This window comes from Micromonospora sp. NPDC049240, from assembly GCF_040647835.1.
Taxonomy (GTDB): domain Bacteria; phylum Actinomycetota; class Actinomycetes; order Mycobacteriales; family Micromonosporaceae; genus Micromonospora.
This window is the reverse complement of sequence record NZ_JBEZCX010000008.1, coordinates 300,820-315,858: the sequence shown is the minus strand read 5'-3', so window position 1 is coordinate 315,858 and position 15,039 is coordinate 300,820. Positions and strand designations below refer to the sequence as shown.

The window sequence follows — 15,039 nt, the reverse complement described above, 5'->3', positions numbered from 1 at the left end:
AGACTCGCTCGGGTCCGCGGGCGCGGTGCTGGCGACGACGGAACGGGCAGGAATGGGATCTGACGGCACGACCGCAGCGGCGGGCACCCGGGGACGGGTGGTCATGCTGGTGGACAACGGGGTCATCGGGGACTCCCGGGTGCAGAAGGCGGCGCGGTCCGCCGCCGACGCCGGCTGGGACGTCGTCCTGCTCGGGCGCGCGCCGGTGGGCCAGCCGCAGAGCTGGCGGCTCGGCGCCGCCGAGGTGCGCCTGATCCCCATGGCCGAGCCGCTGTCCCGTCGCCGGCACGAGTTCCGCCGCGCCTGGCTGCGGCATCCGCTGGCGTACCCGCCGAGCGGCGTCGCCGCGCACCGCACCCAGACGGTCCGGGCGTGGCGCGCGGACCTGGCCGTCCGCCGGGCGGCGCTGACCACCGCGGCCCGCGAGTCCGGCGCCGGCCGCCCCGGCGGGCTGCCCTGGGCCACGCTGCGCGCCGAGGAGAAGCTGGCCGGCCTGACCCGTCGGTGGGTCGGGTTCCGTAACCGCCAGCTCACCCGCGCCCGCAAGGGCCGCAAGCTGGACGGCCCCTGGGACCGCGCGTACACGGCGTTCTGGCGTCGGCTGCGCGGCGACGGCGCGTGGCGCCGGCTGGAGCCCGGCCTGTGGGACTACGAGTTGGCGTACGGCCCGGTCGTCGACGAGCTGGCGCCGGACCTGATCCACGCCAACGACTTCCGGATGCTCGGCGTCGGCGCCCGCGCGAAGATCCGGGCCGCCGCCACGGGCCGGCGGATCGCGCTGGTGTGGGACGCCCACGAATACCTCCCCGGCGTGCAGCCGTGGCGGGACAACGCCCGTTGGCTGCCCGGCAACGTGGCGCACGAGCGGGAGTACGTGCCGTACGCGGACGCCACCACCACCGTCTCCGGCGGCCTGGCCGACCTGCTGCGCGAGGAACACCGGCTGGCCGAGCGCCCGGCCGTCGTGCTCAACGCCCCCGCGGTCGACGAGTTGCCGGCCGACCCGACCGGGCCGGTGCCGGACATCCGCGCGCTGTGCGGGCTCGGGCCGGACGCCCCGCTGCTGGTCTACAGCGGGGTGGCCGCCGCCAAGCGCGGGCTGGGCGTGCTGGTCGAGGCGCTGCCCCGGCTGCCCGGCGCGCACGTCGCCCTGGTGGTCAACAAACCCACCTCGGCGTACGTCAGGGGTCTGGTCACCCGGGCCGGTGAGCTGGACGTGGCGGACCGGCTGCACGTGCTGCCGTACGTGCCGCACCACCAGGTGGTCCGCTTCCTGGCCGGCGCGCAGGTCGGCGTCATCCCGATCCAGCACTGGCCGAACCACGAGATCGCGCTGATCACCAAGTTCTTCGAGTATTCACACGCCCGCCTGCCGCTCGTCGTCTCCGACGTGCGGACCATGGCCGAGACTGTCCGGGAGACCGGCCAGGGCGAGGTGTTCCGCGCCGAGGACGTGGCGGACTTCGTCCGGGCGGTCACCGCGGTGCTCGCCGATCCGGCGCGGTACCGCGCCGCGTACGACCGGCCGGGCCTGCTGACCGACTGGACGTGGGAGGCGCAGGCGCGGGTGCTCGACGACGTCTACGCCCGGCTGCTGCCCGACGCGCCGCCCCGCCCGGCCACGCCGGCGCCCGCGCCGGCTCCGGCGGCGGTTCCGGCTTCGGTGGAGGTGGGCGCGTGAGCCAGCCGGACGTGACGGTGGTGGTGGCCGTCTACAACACCATGCCGTACCTCACCGCCTGCCTGGACTCGCTGGTCGGCCAGACCATCGGCCGGGACCGGCTGGAGGTCGTCGCCGTCGACGACGGTTCCACCGACGGCAGCGGCGCGGAGCTGGACCGTTACGCCACCCGCTACCCGGGGACGGTCCGGGTGCTGCACCAGGCCAACTCCGGTGGCCCGGCGGCGCCGAGCAACCTGGCGCTGGACCACGCCCGGGGCCGCTACGTCTTCTTCGTCGGCTCCGACGACCACCTCGGGCCGGAGGCCCTGGAGCGCCTGGTCGCCGCCGCCGACCGGTGGGACTCCGACGTGGTGCTCGGCCGGATGGTCGGCACCAACAAGCGCTACGTGCACCAGGCGGCGTACGCCTGCACCGCGGAGCGGCTCGACCTGTTCGACAGCGCGCTGCCCTGGTCGCTGTCGAACACCAAGCTGTTCCGCCGGGACCTCGTCGAGCAGCACGGGCTGCGCTTCCGCACCGACATGCCGATGGGCAGCGACCAGCCGTTCACGCTGGAGGCGTGCTTCCGGGCGAAGAAGGTCTCGGTCCTCGGCGACTACGACTACTACTTCGCCGTCAAGCGGGACAACGCCCAGAACATCACCTACGCCAGCCGCTTCTCCGAGCGGTTGCGCTGCGCCGAGGAGCTGGTCGCGTTCGTGGCCGGCCTGATCGGGCCCGGCCCGAAGCGGGACGCGGTGCTGGTGCGCCACTTCAGCTGGGAGGTGGCGAAGCTGCTCCGCGAGGAGTTCCTGACCCTCTCCCCGGACGTGCAGCAGCACGTCCACGACCGGGTCCGGAAGCTGGCCGGGGCGTACCTCACCGAGGGCGTGCTCGCCCGGATGGAGCCGGCCCTGCGGGTGCGGCTGGCGGTGGCGCGCGACGGCGGGCTCGACGCGCTGCGCGAGCTGATCGGGCAGCAGGCCGACAAGACGCTGCCCGAGGTCACCGTGGACGACGGTCGCTGGTACGCCCACCACGTCGGGTTCCGCGACCCCGCGTTCGGCTACCCGGACGACTGGTACGACGTCACCGACCGTGCCGCCGCGCAGCTCGCGAAGCTGACCGCGACCGGGCTGGCCTGGGGGCGGGACGCCGCCGGTGCGCGGGCCCTGGTGGTCACCGCCCGGAGCCGGTGGGCGGAGCTGGCCGAGCTGAGCGCCGAGGCGCTGCGGGTGAGCGTGGGCGATCTCACGGGTGCCACGTCGGTGACGCCGGACGGGCCCGGTACCGTCGTACGGACCGACTTCGCGGTGGACCGGCTGTTGGCGGTCGTCGCGCCGAACGGGGAACGGCGGACGGTACGCGCCGAGGTGTCCGCGCTTGACGGGGCCGGCTCGGCGCCGATGCGCACCGACCGACCCGTCGCCGCGCCCAAGCTGCTGGCCCGCCACGGCGCCCGGTTGCACCTCGTCACACCCACCACGAACCACAAGGGCCACGTGATCGTCGCGATCACGCCGGTGACCCCCGGTCGGTTCCTTGCCCGCCTGCGCCGCATCTGGCCCTCTGGAGGAAAGTAGTTCATGAACATCTGCGTCGTCGCGCTCGGAAAGATCGGCCTGCCGCTCGCCGTGCAGTTCGCCTCGAAGGGGCACCGGGTGATCGGTGCCGACGTCTCCGAGCGGGTCGTCCAGCTGGTCAACGACGGTGCCGTGCCCTTCCCGGGTGAGGCCGACCTGGACGTCAAGCTGAAGGAGGCGGTCGCCGCCGGGCTGCTGTCGGCCACCACCGACACCGCCGCCGCGGTCGCCGAGTCGGAGGCGGTCGTCGTGGTCGTGCCGCTGTTCGTGGACGCCGAGGGCGTACCGGACTTCGGCTGGATGGACGACGCCACCCGGGCCATCGCCCGTGGCCTCAAGCCGGGCACGCTGGTCAGCTACGAGACCACGCTTCCGGTCGGCACCACCCGCAGCCGCTGGGCGCCGATGCTCTCCGAGGGCTCCGGCCTCACCGCCGGCACCGATTTCCACCTGGTGTTCAGCCCCGAGCGGGTGCTCACCGGCCGGGTCTTCGCCGACCTGCGCCGCTACCCGAAGCTGGTCGGCGGCATCGACGAGGCGTCCGCCGCGCACGGCGTGCGGTTCTACGAGGCGGTGCTCGACTTCGACGAGCGGGCCGACCTGGACAAGCCCAACGGCGTGTGGGACCTCGGTTCGGCGGAGGCGTCCGAGCTGGCCAAGCTCGCCGAGACGACCTACCGGGACGTGAACATCGGCCTGGCGAACCAGTTCGCCCGCTTCGCGGACACGGTCGGCGTGGACGTCACCAAGGTGATCGAGGCGTGCAACACCCAGCCGTACAGCCACATCCACTCGCCGGGCATCGCGGTCGGCGGCCACTGCATCCCGATCTACCCGCGGATGTACCTGTGGAACGACCCGGCGGCCACCGTGGTCCGCTCGGCGCGTGAGGCCAACGCCGCGATGCCGGACTACGCGGTCGACCTGCTCGCCGCCGCGTACGGCGACCTGACCGGGGTGGGCGTGCTGGTGCTGGGCGCCGCCTACCGGGGCGGCGTGAAGGAGACCGCCTTCTCGGGCGTCTTCCCGACCGTGGAGGCGCTGCGCCGGCGGGGCGCGACCCCGTACGTCGCCGACCCGATGTACTCGAACGAGGAGCTGGCCGCGCACGGCCTGCCCGGCTACGACGGTGAGCCGGTCGGCGCGGCGGTGATCCAGGCCGACCACGCGGAGTACCGCAACCTCACCCCGGCCGACCTGCCGGGCGTGACGGTGCTGGTGGACGGCCGTCGGGTCACCGACCCGGCCCGCTGGGCGGGCGTGCGCCGGGTGGTCATCGGCGGTTGATCAGGCTGCGCGGCGGGCCCCGGCCGGAACGGCCGGGGCCCGCTTCGTGTTGTGCCCCGGCGGGTACCGGGCGTGAAAGTCGTCGTCCGATGTTCACCTCTCGGACACCCCGGTAATACTTGCGTCACTTGACCCGTTTAGGGTCGCAGCCGTCCGGTATCGGGCCTCGCCGACAGCGGCGGGCAGACAGGGAGCGTGTCGTTGTTCAGCAGAGTACGCAGCCAGCAGGGCCTCGCCGCGGTGGGCGCGACGCTCCTCGGGTACGGCGTGATGATCCTCGCCGGGGCGCTCGGCCTGGTGGTCCCGTACGCGGTGGCCGCGGTGGTCGCCCTCGCCGGTGAGGCGGCCCTGGCCGTCCGGTACGCCGGGACGGCCGAGCTGCTCGCCAAGGCCGGTGTGGGCGCCACGTTCCGGCGGCTGCTGCGGGACCTGTCGGTGGTCCTGCTGGTGCTCGCCGCCGTGCGTCCGGGCGTCACCGGCACGGTCGGGGTGCTGCTGCTGCCCGCCGCGCTGTGGACCCTCGCCGTGCTCACCACCGCCGTGACGAAGACGATCGACGGGCGGGTCGACCCGCCGGCGTACACCCGCAACATCGACCTCGGCGCGCTGCGCCGCGTCCCGGTGCCGCCGGCCTGGGCGCGCGGGCTGGCCGGGCTGCGGATGCCGCTGCTCAACGTGCTGCTGGTGCCGGCGGCGGTGGTGGCCGCCGCGCTGGACCGGGTCGCCCCCGTGGTGTTCACCGGCCTGGTCACGCTGGTCGCCGGTCTGGTCACCGCCGTGGTGCTGGCGCTGACCGCGCTGCGCGGCCGGGGCGGGACGCCGGGCGTGCTGCCCGCCGTGCACGACTGGCTGGCCCGGGAGCAGCCCGAGGTGGCGCTCTACTTCGCCGGCCCGGCCAAGGACGTCTACCAGGCCAACATGTGGCTCGCGCCGCTGGAGGCGACCGGCCGCCGCGCGGTGGTGCTGCTGCGCGCCGCGGACGCGTTCGACCAGCTCGCCGACACCCGGCTGCCGGTGGTCTGCGTGCCGGCCGGTGTCGACTTCATGAACCTCGACCTGGGCTCGCTGCGGGTCGCGCTGTACGCGGCCAACGTCGGCGCCAACATCCACCTGCTGCGCGAGCCGGGCGTGAAGCACGTCTTCGTCGGTCACGGCGACAGCGACAAGGCGGCTAGCGTCAACCCGTACAGCAAGGTGTACGACGAGGTGTGGGTGGCCGGCCCGGCCGGCCGGGAGCGGTACGCCCGGGCCGGCGTCGGCGTGCTGGACCGCGACATCGTGGAGGTGGGTCGCCCGCAGCTCGCCGGCGTGCACACGTTCGGCTCCGGCGCCACCGACCACGCGTTCACCGTGCTCTACGCGCCGACCTGGGAGGGCTGGCTGGACGACGACCCCTACCACACCTCGCTGGTGCTGATGGGGGAGCGGATCGTGGCCGGGCTGCTGGCCGCCGGGAACCTGCGGGTGGTCTACAAGCCGCACCCGTTGACCGGCACCCGCTCGCCGAAGGCCAGGGCGGCGCACGAGCGGATCGTGGCCCGGATCCGGGCCGCCGGCGGCGACACCGACCCGACCTCGCTCGACGGTGCCGCGCACCTGGTGGTCACCGGCCGCACGCCGGCGCTGTTCGACTGCTTCAACGTCACCGACCTGCTGGTCAGCGACGTGTCCAGCGTGGTCTCCGACTTCGTGCAGAGCGAGCGGCCGTACGTGGTGGCGAACCCGGCCGGGCTGTCCGAGGACGAGTTCCGCCGGCAGTTCCCCACCGCGCGGGCGGCGTACCTGCTCTCGGCGGACTGCGGCGAGCTGGCCAAGATCCTGGACGTGACCCGGGGCGGCGACGACCCGATGACCGAGGCGCGGCGGGAGCTGAAGGAATACCTGCTCGGCCCGGCCGGGTCCAACCCGATGGACCGCTTCCGGGACGAGATCGGCCGGCTCTGCGGCTGACCGGCGCACCGACGCGCGGGGGCGGTGACCGGTCCGGTCGCCGCCCCCGTCGCGCGTTCAGCCCTGCTGCGGCGGGTTGTCGACGTCCCGGGAGACGACCTCGCCCTTGGCGTCGACCCAGCCCTTGGGGCGGGCCGGGTTGCCGGCCACCAGCTGGTACGGCTGGACGTCCCGGGTGACCACCGAACCGGCCGCGATCATCGCGTACTCGCCGACCTCGATGCCGCACACCAGCGTCGCGTTGGCGCCGATCGACGCGCCGCGGCGGACCAGCGTCGGGGTGATCGTCCAGTCCGGATTCTGGGCACGCGGCCGGAAGTCGTTGGTGAACACCGCGCACGGCCCGACGAAGACCTCGTCCTCGATGGTCACGCCCTGGTAGACCGAGACGTTGTTCTGGATCTTCACCCGGTCACCGACCGTGACGCTCGCGTCGACGTACACGTTGCGGCCGATCACGCAGCCGGCACCGACCTGGGCGCTCGACCGGATGTGGGCCAGGTGCCAGACCTTGGTGCCGTCGCCGACCCGGGCGCCGTCCTCGACGTCGGCCGTCGGGTGGACGAAGACGGAGGCGGACCGGTCGTTGCTGTCAGTCATTTCCACTCGCATCGTTGCGGGGCGCGTCGCGCCGTCGGGCGGGGCTCGACGCAGCATAACGAGCGCTTCAGATGATCAGTTCGGCCACCGCGTCGGCGGCCGGCCGGTCCGCCGGCAGCGCGTGCGCGGCGACCACCGCGTCGACCGGCAGCGCGGCGTACAGGTGCGGGAAGAGCGCGCCGTCGCGGGACTCCTCCCAGCGCAACGCGTCGCCGAGCCGCGCCTCGTCCACCGCGAGCAGCGTGAGGCCGGTGACGCCGGCGAAGTACCGGCGCGCGGTCTCCACCACCTGCCCGGCGGCGGAGAGGTGGAGGTAGCCGTCCTGCCGGTCCAGGGCGGTGCCGGCGAAGCTCCCGGCCGCCCGCGCCGCCCGCCACTCGTCGTCGGCGAGAATCTTGTAGATCACCACCGCAGCCTAGAACGGCCCTCGCGTCCGGGCGACGCGTCTGCCACCATTCCGGGGGCAACAGGTCGAGCGGACGGAGAGACACGGGTGCGGATCCTCCTGGTCGAGGACGACCGACGGGTCGCCGCGGCGCTGTCGTCCGCGCTGACCCGCCGGGGATACCAGGTGGAGCACGCCGCCACGGTCGCCGCCGCGCTCTCCGCCGCCCCCTGCGACCTGGTGCTGCTCGACCTGACGCTGCCCGACGGCGACGGCACCGACCTGTGCCGCGAGCTGCGCCGGCGCAGCAGCCAACTCGGCATCATCGCGGTGACCGCCCGGGGCGAGGAACGCGACCGGGTGCTGGGCCTGCGACTGGGCGCCGACGACTACGTGGTCAAGCCGTTCTCGATGGTGGAGTTGCAGGCCCGGATCGAGGCGGTGCTGCGCCGGGCCGCGCACACCGTGCCGGAACGCCACCTGATCGAGGCGGGCGAGGTCCGCATCGACGTGGGCGGCCGGACGGTCAGCGTGGCCGGGCGGGCGGTGACGCTGACCCGTAAGGAGTTCGACATCCTGCTCTCGCTGGCCCGCCAGCCCGGGGTCGCGGTGCCCCGGGACCGCATCCTGCTCGACGTGTGGGGCACCACCTGGGCCGACCGGCACACCGTCGAGGTGCACGTCGGTTCGTTGCGCGGCAAGCTCGGCGACCCGACGCTGGTGGAGACCGTACGCGGGGTCGGCTACCGGCTCCGCACCACGTGAGGAGGCCGCGGTGCGCCGCCGGTTGGTGATCAGCTACCTGCTGCTGATGGTGCTGGTGCTGCTCGCGCTGGAGACCCCGCTGGCGGTGACGCTGGCGTCCCGGGAGACCGACCGGGTCCGGGCCGACCGGCTCGCCGACGCCACCCGCTTCGCGTCGCTCGCCGGTCCGGCGCTGCGCGGCGGCAGTCCCGGCCCGCTGGACGGGGAACTGGCCGCCTACGACGACCTCTACCGCATCGGCGCGGCGGTGGTGGACCGGGACCGGCGCACCGTCGCCGCGTCGTCCCGGTGGGAGCCGGACGCCGGCACCGGCCCGGCGGTCGACACCGCGCTGTCCGGGCAGCAGTTCAGCGGCCCGGAGTCGGTCTGGCCCTGGGTGGACGGGCCGCTGGTGACGGCCGTCCCGATCAACGACGGCGGCGAGGTGCTCGGCGCGGTGGTCACCACCACCCCGGCCGACGCGGTGCGCCGCACCGTCACGGTGTGGTGGCTGATGCTGGCCGGCATCGGCCTGCTCGCGGTGCTGGCCTGCGTCTCCACCGCGTTCGGGCTGGCCGGCTGGGTGCTGCGCCCGGTCACCGAGCTGGACGCGGCGACCCACGAGATCGCCGAGGGGCGCCGCACCGCCCGGGTCCGGCCCCGCCTCGGCCCGCCGGAGCTGCGCCGGTTGGCGACCAGCTTCAACCACATGGTCGACGCGGTCTCCGACGTGATGGACCGGCAGCGGGCCTTCGTCGCGCACGCCAGCCACCAGCTCCGCAACCCGTTGACCGCGCTGCGGCTGCGGGTGGAGGAGCTGGGCCCCAGCCTCACCGACCCGGACGGCCGGGCCGAGCACCGGCTGGCGCTGGAGGAGACCGACCGGCTGGCCACCGTGCTCGACGCGCTGCTGACGCTGGCCCGGGCCGAGCGGGAGGAGAACCAGCGGGTCACCGTGGACGCGGGCACGGCCGCCGCGTCCCGGGTGGCGGCCTGGCTGCCGCTGGCCCGGCACCGGGCGGTCACGCTCCGGCTCGACCCGGTCGACACGCCGGCGTACGCCCGGACCGTGCCGACCGCGATCGACCAGGCGCTCGACGCGCTGATCGACAACGCGGTCAAGTTCAGCGGCGCCGGGGGAGAGGTGACGGTGACCGTCCGCCCGGCCGACGGCGGGACGGCGCTGACCGTGGCCGACACCGGCCCCGGCATGACGGCCAGCCAGCTCGACCAGGCCACCGAGCGGTTCTGGCGGGCGCCGGACGCGCAGAACGTGGACGGCGCGGGGCTGGGGCTGACCATCGCCGCGGTGCTCGTCGACGCGTCCGACGGCCGGCTCACCATGCGCCAGGGAGAGCCGAGGGGCCTGGTCGCCGAGCTGTGGTTCCCGGCGCCGCCCGACGACGCCGACGCCCTCGACCCGGCCGACGGGCCGGCCGCGCCGCAGCGCCACGACGAGCCGGTCGGCCGCTGACCCCGGTCAGGGCTTGGCGTCGCGGTACCACCGGGCCGCGCCCGGGTGCAGCGGCAGCGGGGTGGTCACGATCGCCGACCGGGGGCTCATCCGGCCGGCCGCCGGATGCGCCGCGGCCAACTCCTCCCGGCGTTCCATCAGCAACCGGGTCACCTCGCGCACCAGGTCGGCGGGGAGGCTGGCGCGGACGATCAGGTAGTTCGGGTTCGCCACCGTGCTGACCGGCTCCGCCTGGTAGACCGAGCGGGGAATGTCCCGGGTGACGTAGACCTGCCCGTACGCGCGCCGCAGCGGCTCGGTCCAGTCGCCCAGGTCGACCATCCGCAGCGAGGTCTGCTGGGCCAGCTCGGCGACGCCGCGCACCGGCAGGCCGCCGGAGAAGAAGAACGCGTCGATCCGCCCCTCGCGCAACGCGGCCACCGAGTCGTCCAGCCCCAGGTGCTCCTGGCGGATCCGGGCGCCGCCGAGCTGCGCCACCTCCAGCAGCCGGGTGGCGGTGACCTCGGTGCCGGAGCCGTCGGCGCCCACCGAGACCCGCCGCCCCCGCAGGTCGGCGAGCGTGCGGACCGGACCGCCAGCGGTGGTCACCAGGTGCAGCAGGTCGTCGTAGACGCGGGCCACGGCGAGCACGGCCGGGTGGGCCGGCTCCCGGGGCGGCAGCACGTCGGCCTGGGTGAAGCCCAGCTCCGCGTCGCCGGCGCCGACCAGCCGGACGTTCTGCGCGGAGGCGGCGGTCACCACCACGTCCGCCCGCACCCCGGGCAGCTCCCGGTTGAGCAGCGCGGCGAGCGACTGGCCGAAGGCATGGTAGACGGCGGTCGGGCTGCCGGTGGCGATCCGGATCCGCACCGGCTCGGAGGGCTCGTCCCGGCAACCGGCCACCGCGGCGACGAGCAGCAGCAGCAACGCCAGCGGGGCTGCGGTCCGGCGCCGGCCGCGCGCAGACCAGTGTCGGTTCACGCGCTGCACTCTGCGCCGTGCAACCGCCGCCGCGCAAGCCCGCCGCCGGGACCGGTCAGCCCAGGGCGGCGCTCTCGGTGATCCGGGCCCGGTGCTCGCCGTTGGCGACGCTCACCAGGAAACAGCCCGAACCCGGCCGCAACGCCGCCGGCACCTCCAGCAGCGCCGCGCCGCGCACCAGCACCGCCGCCAGGTCCCGGTCGGTGAGCCGGATGCCGAGGCAGTGCCGGCGTACGTGCCGGCCGCCGGCGAGCAGCGCGGCCCGCCAGACCGCGGTGGCCAGCCGGGGACGCCAGACGCGGCGGGCCGTCGACGCGCCCGGGAACGGCCCGCCGAGCAGCTCGCGACGGCCCTGCCGCCAGCCGGCCGCCAGCAGGTTCGCGTACGTCGACCGGTGCTCCGGGAGCACCGACAGCCGGTGCAACTCGTACCGGCGGCGCAGCCCACCGGTGGTCAGCTCGTGCGCGACCGGCACGTCGAGCCGGCGCAGCAGGTACCGCATCCGGTGCGCCGCGTCCTCCCGGTTGAACTCGGCGATCCCGCCCCGGTACGGGTCGACGTCGAGCCGGCGGACGTGCCCGGCCGGCGGCGTCGTGCAGCGCACCAGGCAGGCGAGTTCGAAGGCGTCGGTCAGGGTCGGCCAGTCCAGCGGCGGGGGCGACGACGGGCGCGGCCGGTCGAGCAGCGTGGTGGGCTCGGAGAGCATCGGCACAGCTCCTTGGTCGACGTCGGGGCCCCTCTACCGTGGCCCGCACCGCCGGGCCGGGGAACCGCTGCGCCCGAGCCTTGAGCAAAATTTGCGCGAAGCCGCGCTCAGAGTTCGGTCACGACCACGTCGAGCAGCCGGGGCCGGCCGGGCGTGCGGGGGCCCTCCTCGACCGTGTGCCCCAGCTCGCGCAGCGCCCCCACCAGCGCGGCGGCGCTGCGCGGGCGGGCGTCGGCGACGAGCAGGTCACGGACCAGCCGGCCCTTGGTGGCCTTGTTGAAGTGGCTCACCACCGACCGGGACGGGGTGCCGTCCACCAGCCGTTCGTGCAGCACCCGCACCGTCACCGTCCGGTCGGCGAGCGGGCCCGATGGCGTCCAGGTGGCCGCGTACGCGCCGGAGCGCAGGTCCAGCACCGGGCCGCGACCCGCCGCCGCCGTCATGGCCGGGTCCAGCGCGGCCCGCCAGTACGCCGCCAGCGCCCCGATCCCCGGCAGCCGCGCCCCGACCGGGCAGCGGTACGGCGGCACCCGGTCGGTGAGCCGCACCGCGCCCCACAGGCCGGAGCTGATCAGCACCGACCGGCGGGCGGCCCGCTGCGCCGCCGGGGGGAGCGTGGCCAGGTCGAGCGCCTCGTAGAGCACCCCGGTGTAGAGCCGCCCGGCCGGTGCGGTCGCCGCCACCCGCAGGCGCGCGTTGCGGCGCAGCTCGCCGCGCTGCCCCTCGCTCAACCCCAACGCGTCCCGGGCGGCGGCCTCGTCCGGCCCGGCGCACAGCGCGACGAGCGCGTCCAGCACCGCGTCCCGGGCCGGGTTCAGCTCGGGCAGGGAGAGCCGGGACAGGTCCAGCCGGCGGCCGGTGCCGGCGTCGGCCTTGCCCTCGGACGGGGGCAGCAGGATGAGCATCGGCACAGCGTACGGGCGCGCCTCAGCGCCACGGCCGCACGGCACGCTCCGGGTGGTACACGCGACTGTGCCCCACCTCGGCCACCACCGCCGCGTCGGCCCGCCCGCCCAGCAGCCGCCGCAGGGCGCGCTCGGCCGGCGACCCGACCGCCACCACGTACCCGGGGCGGGCCGCCCGTGCCACCCGCTGCCAGTACGCCGGGTAGCGGTTCTGTCCCGGGGTCAGGTTGCCGTCCAGCACGCCGCAGGCCACCGCCTCGCCGGTGTTGAAGATCAGCCGGTTGCAGGTCCAGTAGTCGCCGTACACCTCGTGCAGCCCGGCGCGCCGCACCGCGCCGGCCAACCGGCGGGCGTCCCGCTCGTCGGCGCGGATCCCGGGCAGGCCGACCAGGAGCGTCGCGGTGCCGGCCAGCGTGGCGGCGGTCAGCCCGGCCAGCATCACGGCGGCCGGCAGGCCGCGCAGCCGGTCCGCCCGGCCGGCGGTGGCCCGCAGCGCGGGCGCGGCGGCGCGCCAGAGCGGCCAGAGCACCGCCGGCAGCGACACCTGGAGCACCGACAGGTAACGCGCGTCGCCCAGCGGGTCGGTGGCGGCGAGCGGGCTGCGCACGTACGCCAGCAGCGTCAACGCCGCGCCGGCGACCAGCGCGAGGATCGCCGCGGCCCGGACCCGCGCGGCCGGGTCCCCGGCCCGGCGGTACGCGACCACGCCGAGCCCGGCGGCGGTCACCAGCAGCACCGGGTAGAGCACGCCGAACCACTGCGCCCAGCGCGCGCAGCCGTCCATCGGGCAGAGCCCGGACGCCAGCGGCACCCCCTCCAGCAGCCCGCCGTGCAGCCGCGCCGCGAGCGACGGGGCGACCCCCTCCTTCGTGCTGATCTCCCGGAACACCGACAGGGAGTCCTGCCCGGGCGGCGCCACCACGTTGTCCTTGATCATCGGTGCGACGCCGGCCAGGAAACCGACGACCAGCAGCACGCCCGGCCAGCCGATCAGGTCCCGGGGCGCGGCCAGCACCAGCACCACGCCGGCCGCCAGCAGGTAGGGCGTGATCAGCCAGTCCGACCAGAGCGCCAGCCCGGTGAGCAGGCCGAACGCGCCGGTGGCGAGCCAGCGGTGCCGGACCCGCCGCTCGCCGAGCGCGACCGCGAGCAGCAGCAACGCCAGCACCGCCGGTTTGACCTCGGGCCGGCCGCCGACCACGGTGAGCTGGTCCCGGACCACCCGCTCCGAGCCGAGCGCCAGCAGGCCCACCACGGCCACCGCCAGCCAGGGGGAGAACAGCCGGCGGGTCAACCGGTACGCCAACCACAGGAAGACCGCGTAGAGCGCGAGCAGTGGCAGCCGCAGCACCGGCCAGCTCGGCCCGGCCCAGCCCACCAGCGGCGCGGCCAGGTACGACTCCAGCATCCCCATGTAGCGCTGGCCGTAGAGGAAGACCGGCCGCTCGTGGCCGCCGGCGATGTGCAGCGCGGCCAGGCCGAACGTGGCCTCGTCGCTGTTCGAGGCGGGCACCGTGAACAGCGTCAGCACCAGCCGGTAGCCGACCCCGGCCGCGCCGAGCAGCAACGCCACCAGCGCCGGCGCGTCCGGGTTGCGCTTCGCTGTCGACACGACCCAGGCCCCCGTCGTCGCCCCCGACCGCAGTCTGACACGCTGCTCACCCGGTGCCGGGGCGGATCGGCGGAGATCACTCGCGTGGCCGGGCCCGGCCTGTTGTGGCAGGGTTGGCACGTGCCGCCGACACCACCGGACCAGCTCGCCGTGCCCCAACTGCACCGCGCCGCGCGCATCGAGGACGCGCTGCACGGCCTGGTGGAGCGCCGGTTGCGGCGCACCGGGTGGCAGCCCAACATCATCGCGTACGCCGGTTACGGCGCGCCGGGCTGGGCGCGGGTGCTCTGCCGCGTGCTGCTGGGCCGACCGGACACCCGCCGCCGCGGCCGGCTGGACAAGGTGCGCGGCTGGCGCAGCTTCGCCACCCTGCCGGCCAAGCACGCCCGGGTGACCGTCGAGGTCAACGGCGTGCGCCACGAGGTCACCGCGGACCGCAGCGGCTTCGTCGACACCGTCGTCGAGGGTGACTTCACGCCCGGCTGGGGCTGCGTACGCCTGAGCGTGGCGGACGCCGAGCCGGTGGAGGCGCTGGTGCGCGTCCTCGACCCGAACGTCCGGTTCGGCATCCTCTCCGACATCGACGACACGGTCATGGTGACCGCGCTGCCCCGGCCGATGCTCGCCGCGTGGAACACGTTCGTGCTCGACGAGCACGCCCGCAACGCCGTGCCCGGCATGGCGGTGCTCTACGAGCGCCTGGCCACCGCCCACCCCGGCGCGCCGGTCTTCTACCTCTCCACCGGCGCCTGGAACGTCGCGCCCACGCTGACCCGGTTCCTGTCCCGGCACCTCTACCCGGCCGGGCCGCTGCTGCTCACCGACTGGGGGCCGACCGCCGACCGCTGGTTCCGCAGCGGGCGGGAGCACAAGCGGGCCACGCTGGCCCGGCTGTCCCGCGAGTTCCCCGAGGTGCGCTGGCTGCTGATCGGCGACGACGGGCAGCACGACCCGGAGATCTACCGGGAGTTCGCCGCCGCCCACCCGGACAACGTGGCCGGCGTGGCGATCCGGCGACTCTCGCCGACGCAGTCCGTGCTCGCCGGCAGCCTCCCCGCGCCGCAGGGACGGTCCTCCTCCGGCCCGGTCGGCCAGAAGTGGCTCAGCGCCCCCGACGGCGCCGGCCTGTGGAAGCTCCTCCGCGAAGCCGACCTGGTCTGATCGCCGGGC

At 75.2% G+C, this 15,039-nt stretch carries 13 protein-coding genes; 7 read left to right on the top strand and 6 right to left on the bottom strand.

Annotation, left to right across the window (positions count from 1 at the left end):
• Positions 1–103 precede the first annotated feature (103 nt).
• The 4 genes from AB0B02_RS15035 (at position 104) to AB0B02_RS15020 (ending at position 6,483) form a co-directional block, all read left to right on the top strand.
• Positions 104–1,681: a glycosyltransferase family 4 protein gene (locus AB0B02_RS15035; protein ID WP_281934689.1), complete on the top strand. Its 1,578-nt coding sequence runs from the start codon at positions 104–106 to the stop codon at positions 1,679–1,681.
• Positions 1,678–3,246 carry a glycosyltransferase gene (locus AB0B02_RS15030; RefSeq protein WP_281934687.1) on the top strand — a complete coding sequence of 523 codons (1,569 nt, stop codon included), beginning with the start codon at positions 1,678–1,680 and terminating at the stop codon, positions 3,244–3,246. Before AB0B02_RS15035 ends, AB0B02_RS15030 begins: the two co-directional genes overlap by 4 nt.
• A gap of 3 nt (positions 3,247–3,249) precedes the next feature.
• Positions 3,250–4,533 (top strand): nucleotide sugar dehydrogenase, encoded by a 1,284-nt coding sequence (locus AB0B02_RS15025; protein ID WP_357300574.1) that lies wholly within the window; start codon positions 3,250–3,252, stop codon positions 4,531–4,533.
• 201 nt (positions 4,534–4,734) lie between these two features.
• On the top strand, positions 4,735–6,483 hold the full coding sequence (locus AB0B02_RS15020; protein WP_281939352.1) for a CDP-glycerol glycerophosphotransferase family protein: 1,749 nt from the start codon (positions 4,735–4,737) through the stop codon (positions 6,481–6,483).
• 57 nt (positions 6,484–6,540) lie between these two features.
• On the opposite strand, the gene AB0B02_RS15015 is transcribed toward AB0B02_RS15020, so the two are convergent.
• Both AB0B02_RS15015 and AB0B02_RS15010 read right to left on the bottom strand, forming a co-directional pair.
• Positions 6,541–7,083, bottom strand: a complete 543-nt coding sequence (locus AB0B02_RS15015) for an acyltransferase (protein ID WP_281939354.1) — start codon at positions 7,081–7,083, stop codon at positions 6,541–6,543.
• A 67-nt stretch (positions 7,084–7,150) separates the two neighbouring features.
• Complete coding sequence (locus tag AB0B02_RS15010; RefSeq protein ID WP_281939356.1) at positions 7,151–7,489, bottom strand: DUF952 domain-containing protein; 339 nt, start codon at positions 7,487–7,489, stop codon at positions 7,151–7,153.
• A gap of 87 nt (positions 7,490–7,576) precedes the next feature.
• On the opposite strand from AB0B02_RS15010, the gene AB0B02_RS15005 reads away from it, so the two are divergent.
• Complete coding sequence (locus tag AB0B02_RS15005) at positions 7,577–8,233, top strand: response regulator transcription factor (RefSeq protein ID WP_107156668.1); 657 nt, start codon at positions 7,577–7,579, stop codon at positions 8,231–8,233.
• A 10-nt stretch (positions 8,234–8,243) separates the two neighbouring features.
• Positions 8,244–9,686 carry a HAMP domain-containing sensor histidine kinase gene (locus tag AB0B02_RS15000; protein WP_357300570.1) on the top strand — a complete coding sequence of 481 codons (1,443 nt, stop codon included), beginning with the start codon at positions 8,244–8,246 and terminating at the stop codon, positions 9,684–9,686.
• Positions 9,687–9,692: 6 nt separating this feature from the next.
• On the opposite strand, the gene AB0B02_RS14995 is transcribed toward AB0B02_RS15000, so the two are convergent.
• The 4 genes from AB0B02_RS14995 to AB0B02_RS14980 all read right to left on the bottom strand — a co-directional run bounded on the left by AB0B02_RS14995 (position 9,693) and on the right by AB0B02_RS14980 (position 13,869).
• Complete coding sequence (locus AB0B02_RS14995; RefSeq protein ID WP_281939362.1) at positions 9,693–10,646, bottom strand: TAXI family TRAP transporter solute-binding subunit; 954 nt, start codon at positions 10,644–10,646, stop codon at positions 9,693–9,695.
• Positions 10,647–10,701: 55 nt separating this feature from the next.
• Positions 10,702–11,352, bottom strand: a complete 651-nt coding sequence (locus tag AB0B02_RS14990) for a hypothetical protein (protein ID WP_281939364.1) — start codon at positions 11,350–11,352, stop codon at positions 10,702–10,704.
• Positions 11,353–11,459: 107 nt separating this feature from the next.
• On the bottom strand, positions 11,460–12,257 hold the full coding sequence (yaaA, locus tag AB0B02_RS14985) for a peroxide stress protein YaaA (RefSeq protein ID WP_281939365.1): 798 nt from the start codon (positions 12,255–12,257) through the stop codon (positions 11,460–11,462).
• 22 nt (positions 12,258–12,279) lie between these two features.
• A complete protein-coding gene (locus tag AB0B02_RS14980; protein ID WP_281939366.1) occupies positions 12,280–13,869 on the bottom strand; it encodes a hypothetical protein in 1,590 nt (529 codons plus the stop codon).
• A gap of 120 nt (positions 13,870–13,989) precedes the next feature.
• Between AB0B02_RS14980 and AB0B02_RS14975 the strand changes: the two genes are divergently transcribed.
• Positions 13,990–15,030: a phosphatase domain-containing protein gene (locus AB0B02_RS14975; protein ID WP_281942593.1), complete on the top strand. Its 1,041-nt coding sequence runs from the start codon at positions 13,990–13,992 to the stop codon at positions 15,028–15,030.
• Positions 15,031–15,039 lie beyond the last annotated feature (9 nt).

What these genes read in the sequence shown, in the direction of transcription:
- AB0B02_RS15025 (WP_357300574.1), top strand. Translation starts at nt 3,250, where the DNA reads ATGAACATCTGCGTCGTCGCGCTCGGAAAGATCGGCCTGCCGCTCGCC.
- yaaA (WP_281939365.1), bottom strand. Translation starts at nt 12,257, where the DNA reads ATGCTCATCCTGCTGCCCCCGTCCGAGGGCAAGGCCGACGCCGGCACC.
- AB0B02_RS15035 (WP_281934689.1), top strand. Translation starts at nt 104, where the DNA reads ATGCTGGTGGACAACGGGGTCATCGGGGACTCCCGGGTGCAGAAGGCG.
- AB0B02_RS15015 (WP_281939354.1), bottom strand. Translation starts at nt 7,083, where the DNA reads ATGACTGACAGCAACGACCGGTCCGCCTCCGTCTTCGTCCACCCGACG.
- AB0B02_RS14990 (WP_281939364.1), bottom strand. Translation starts at nt 11,352, where the DNA reads ATGCTCTCCGAGCCCACCACGCTGCTCGACCGGCCGCGCCCGTCGTCG.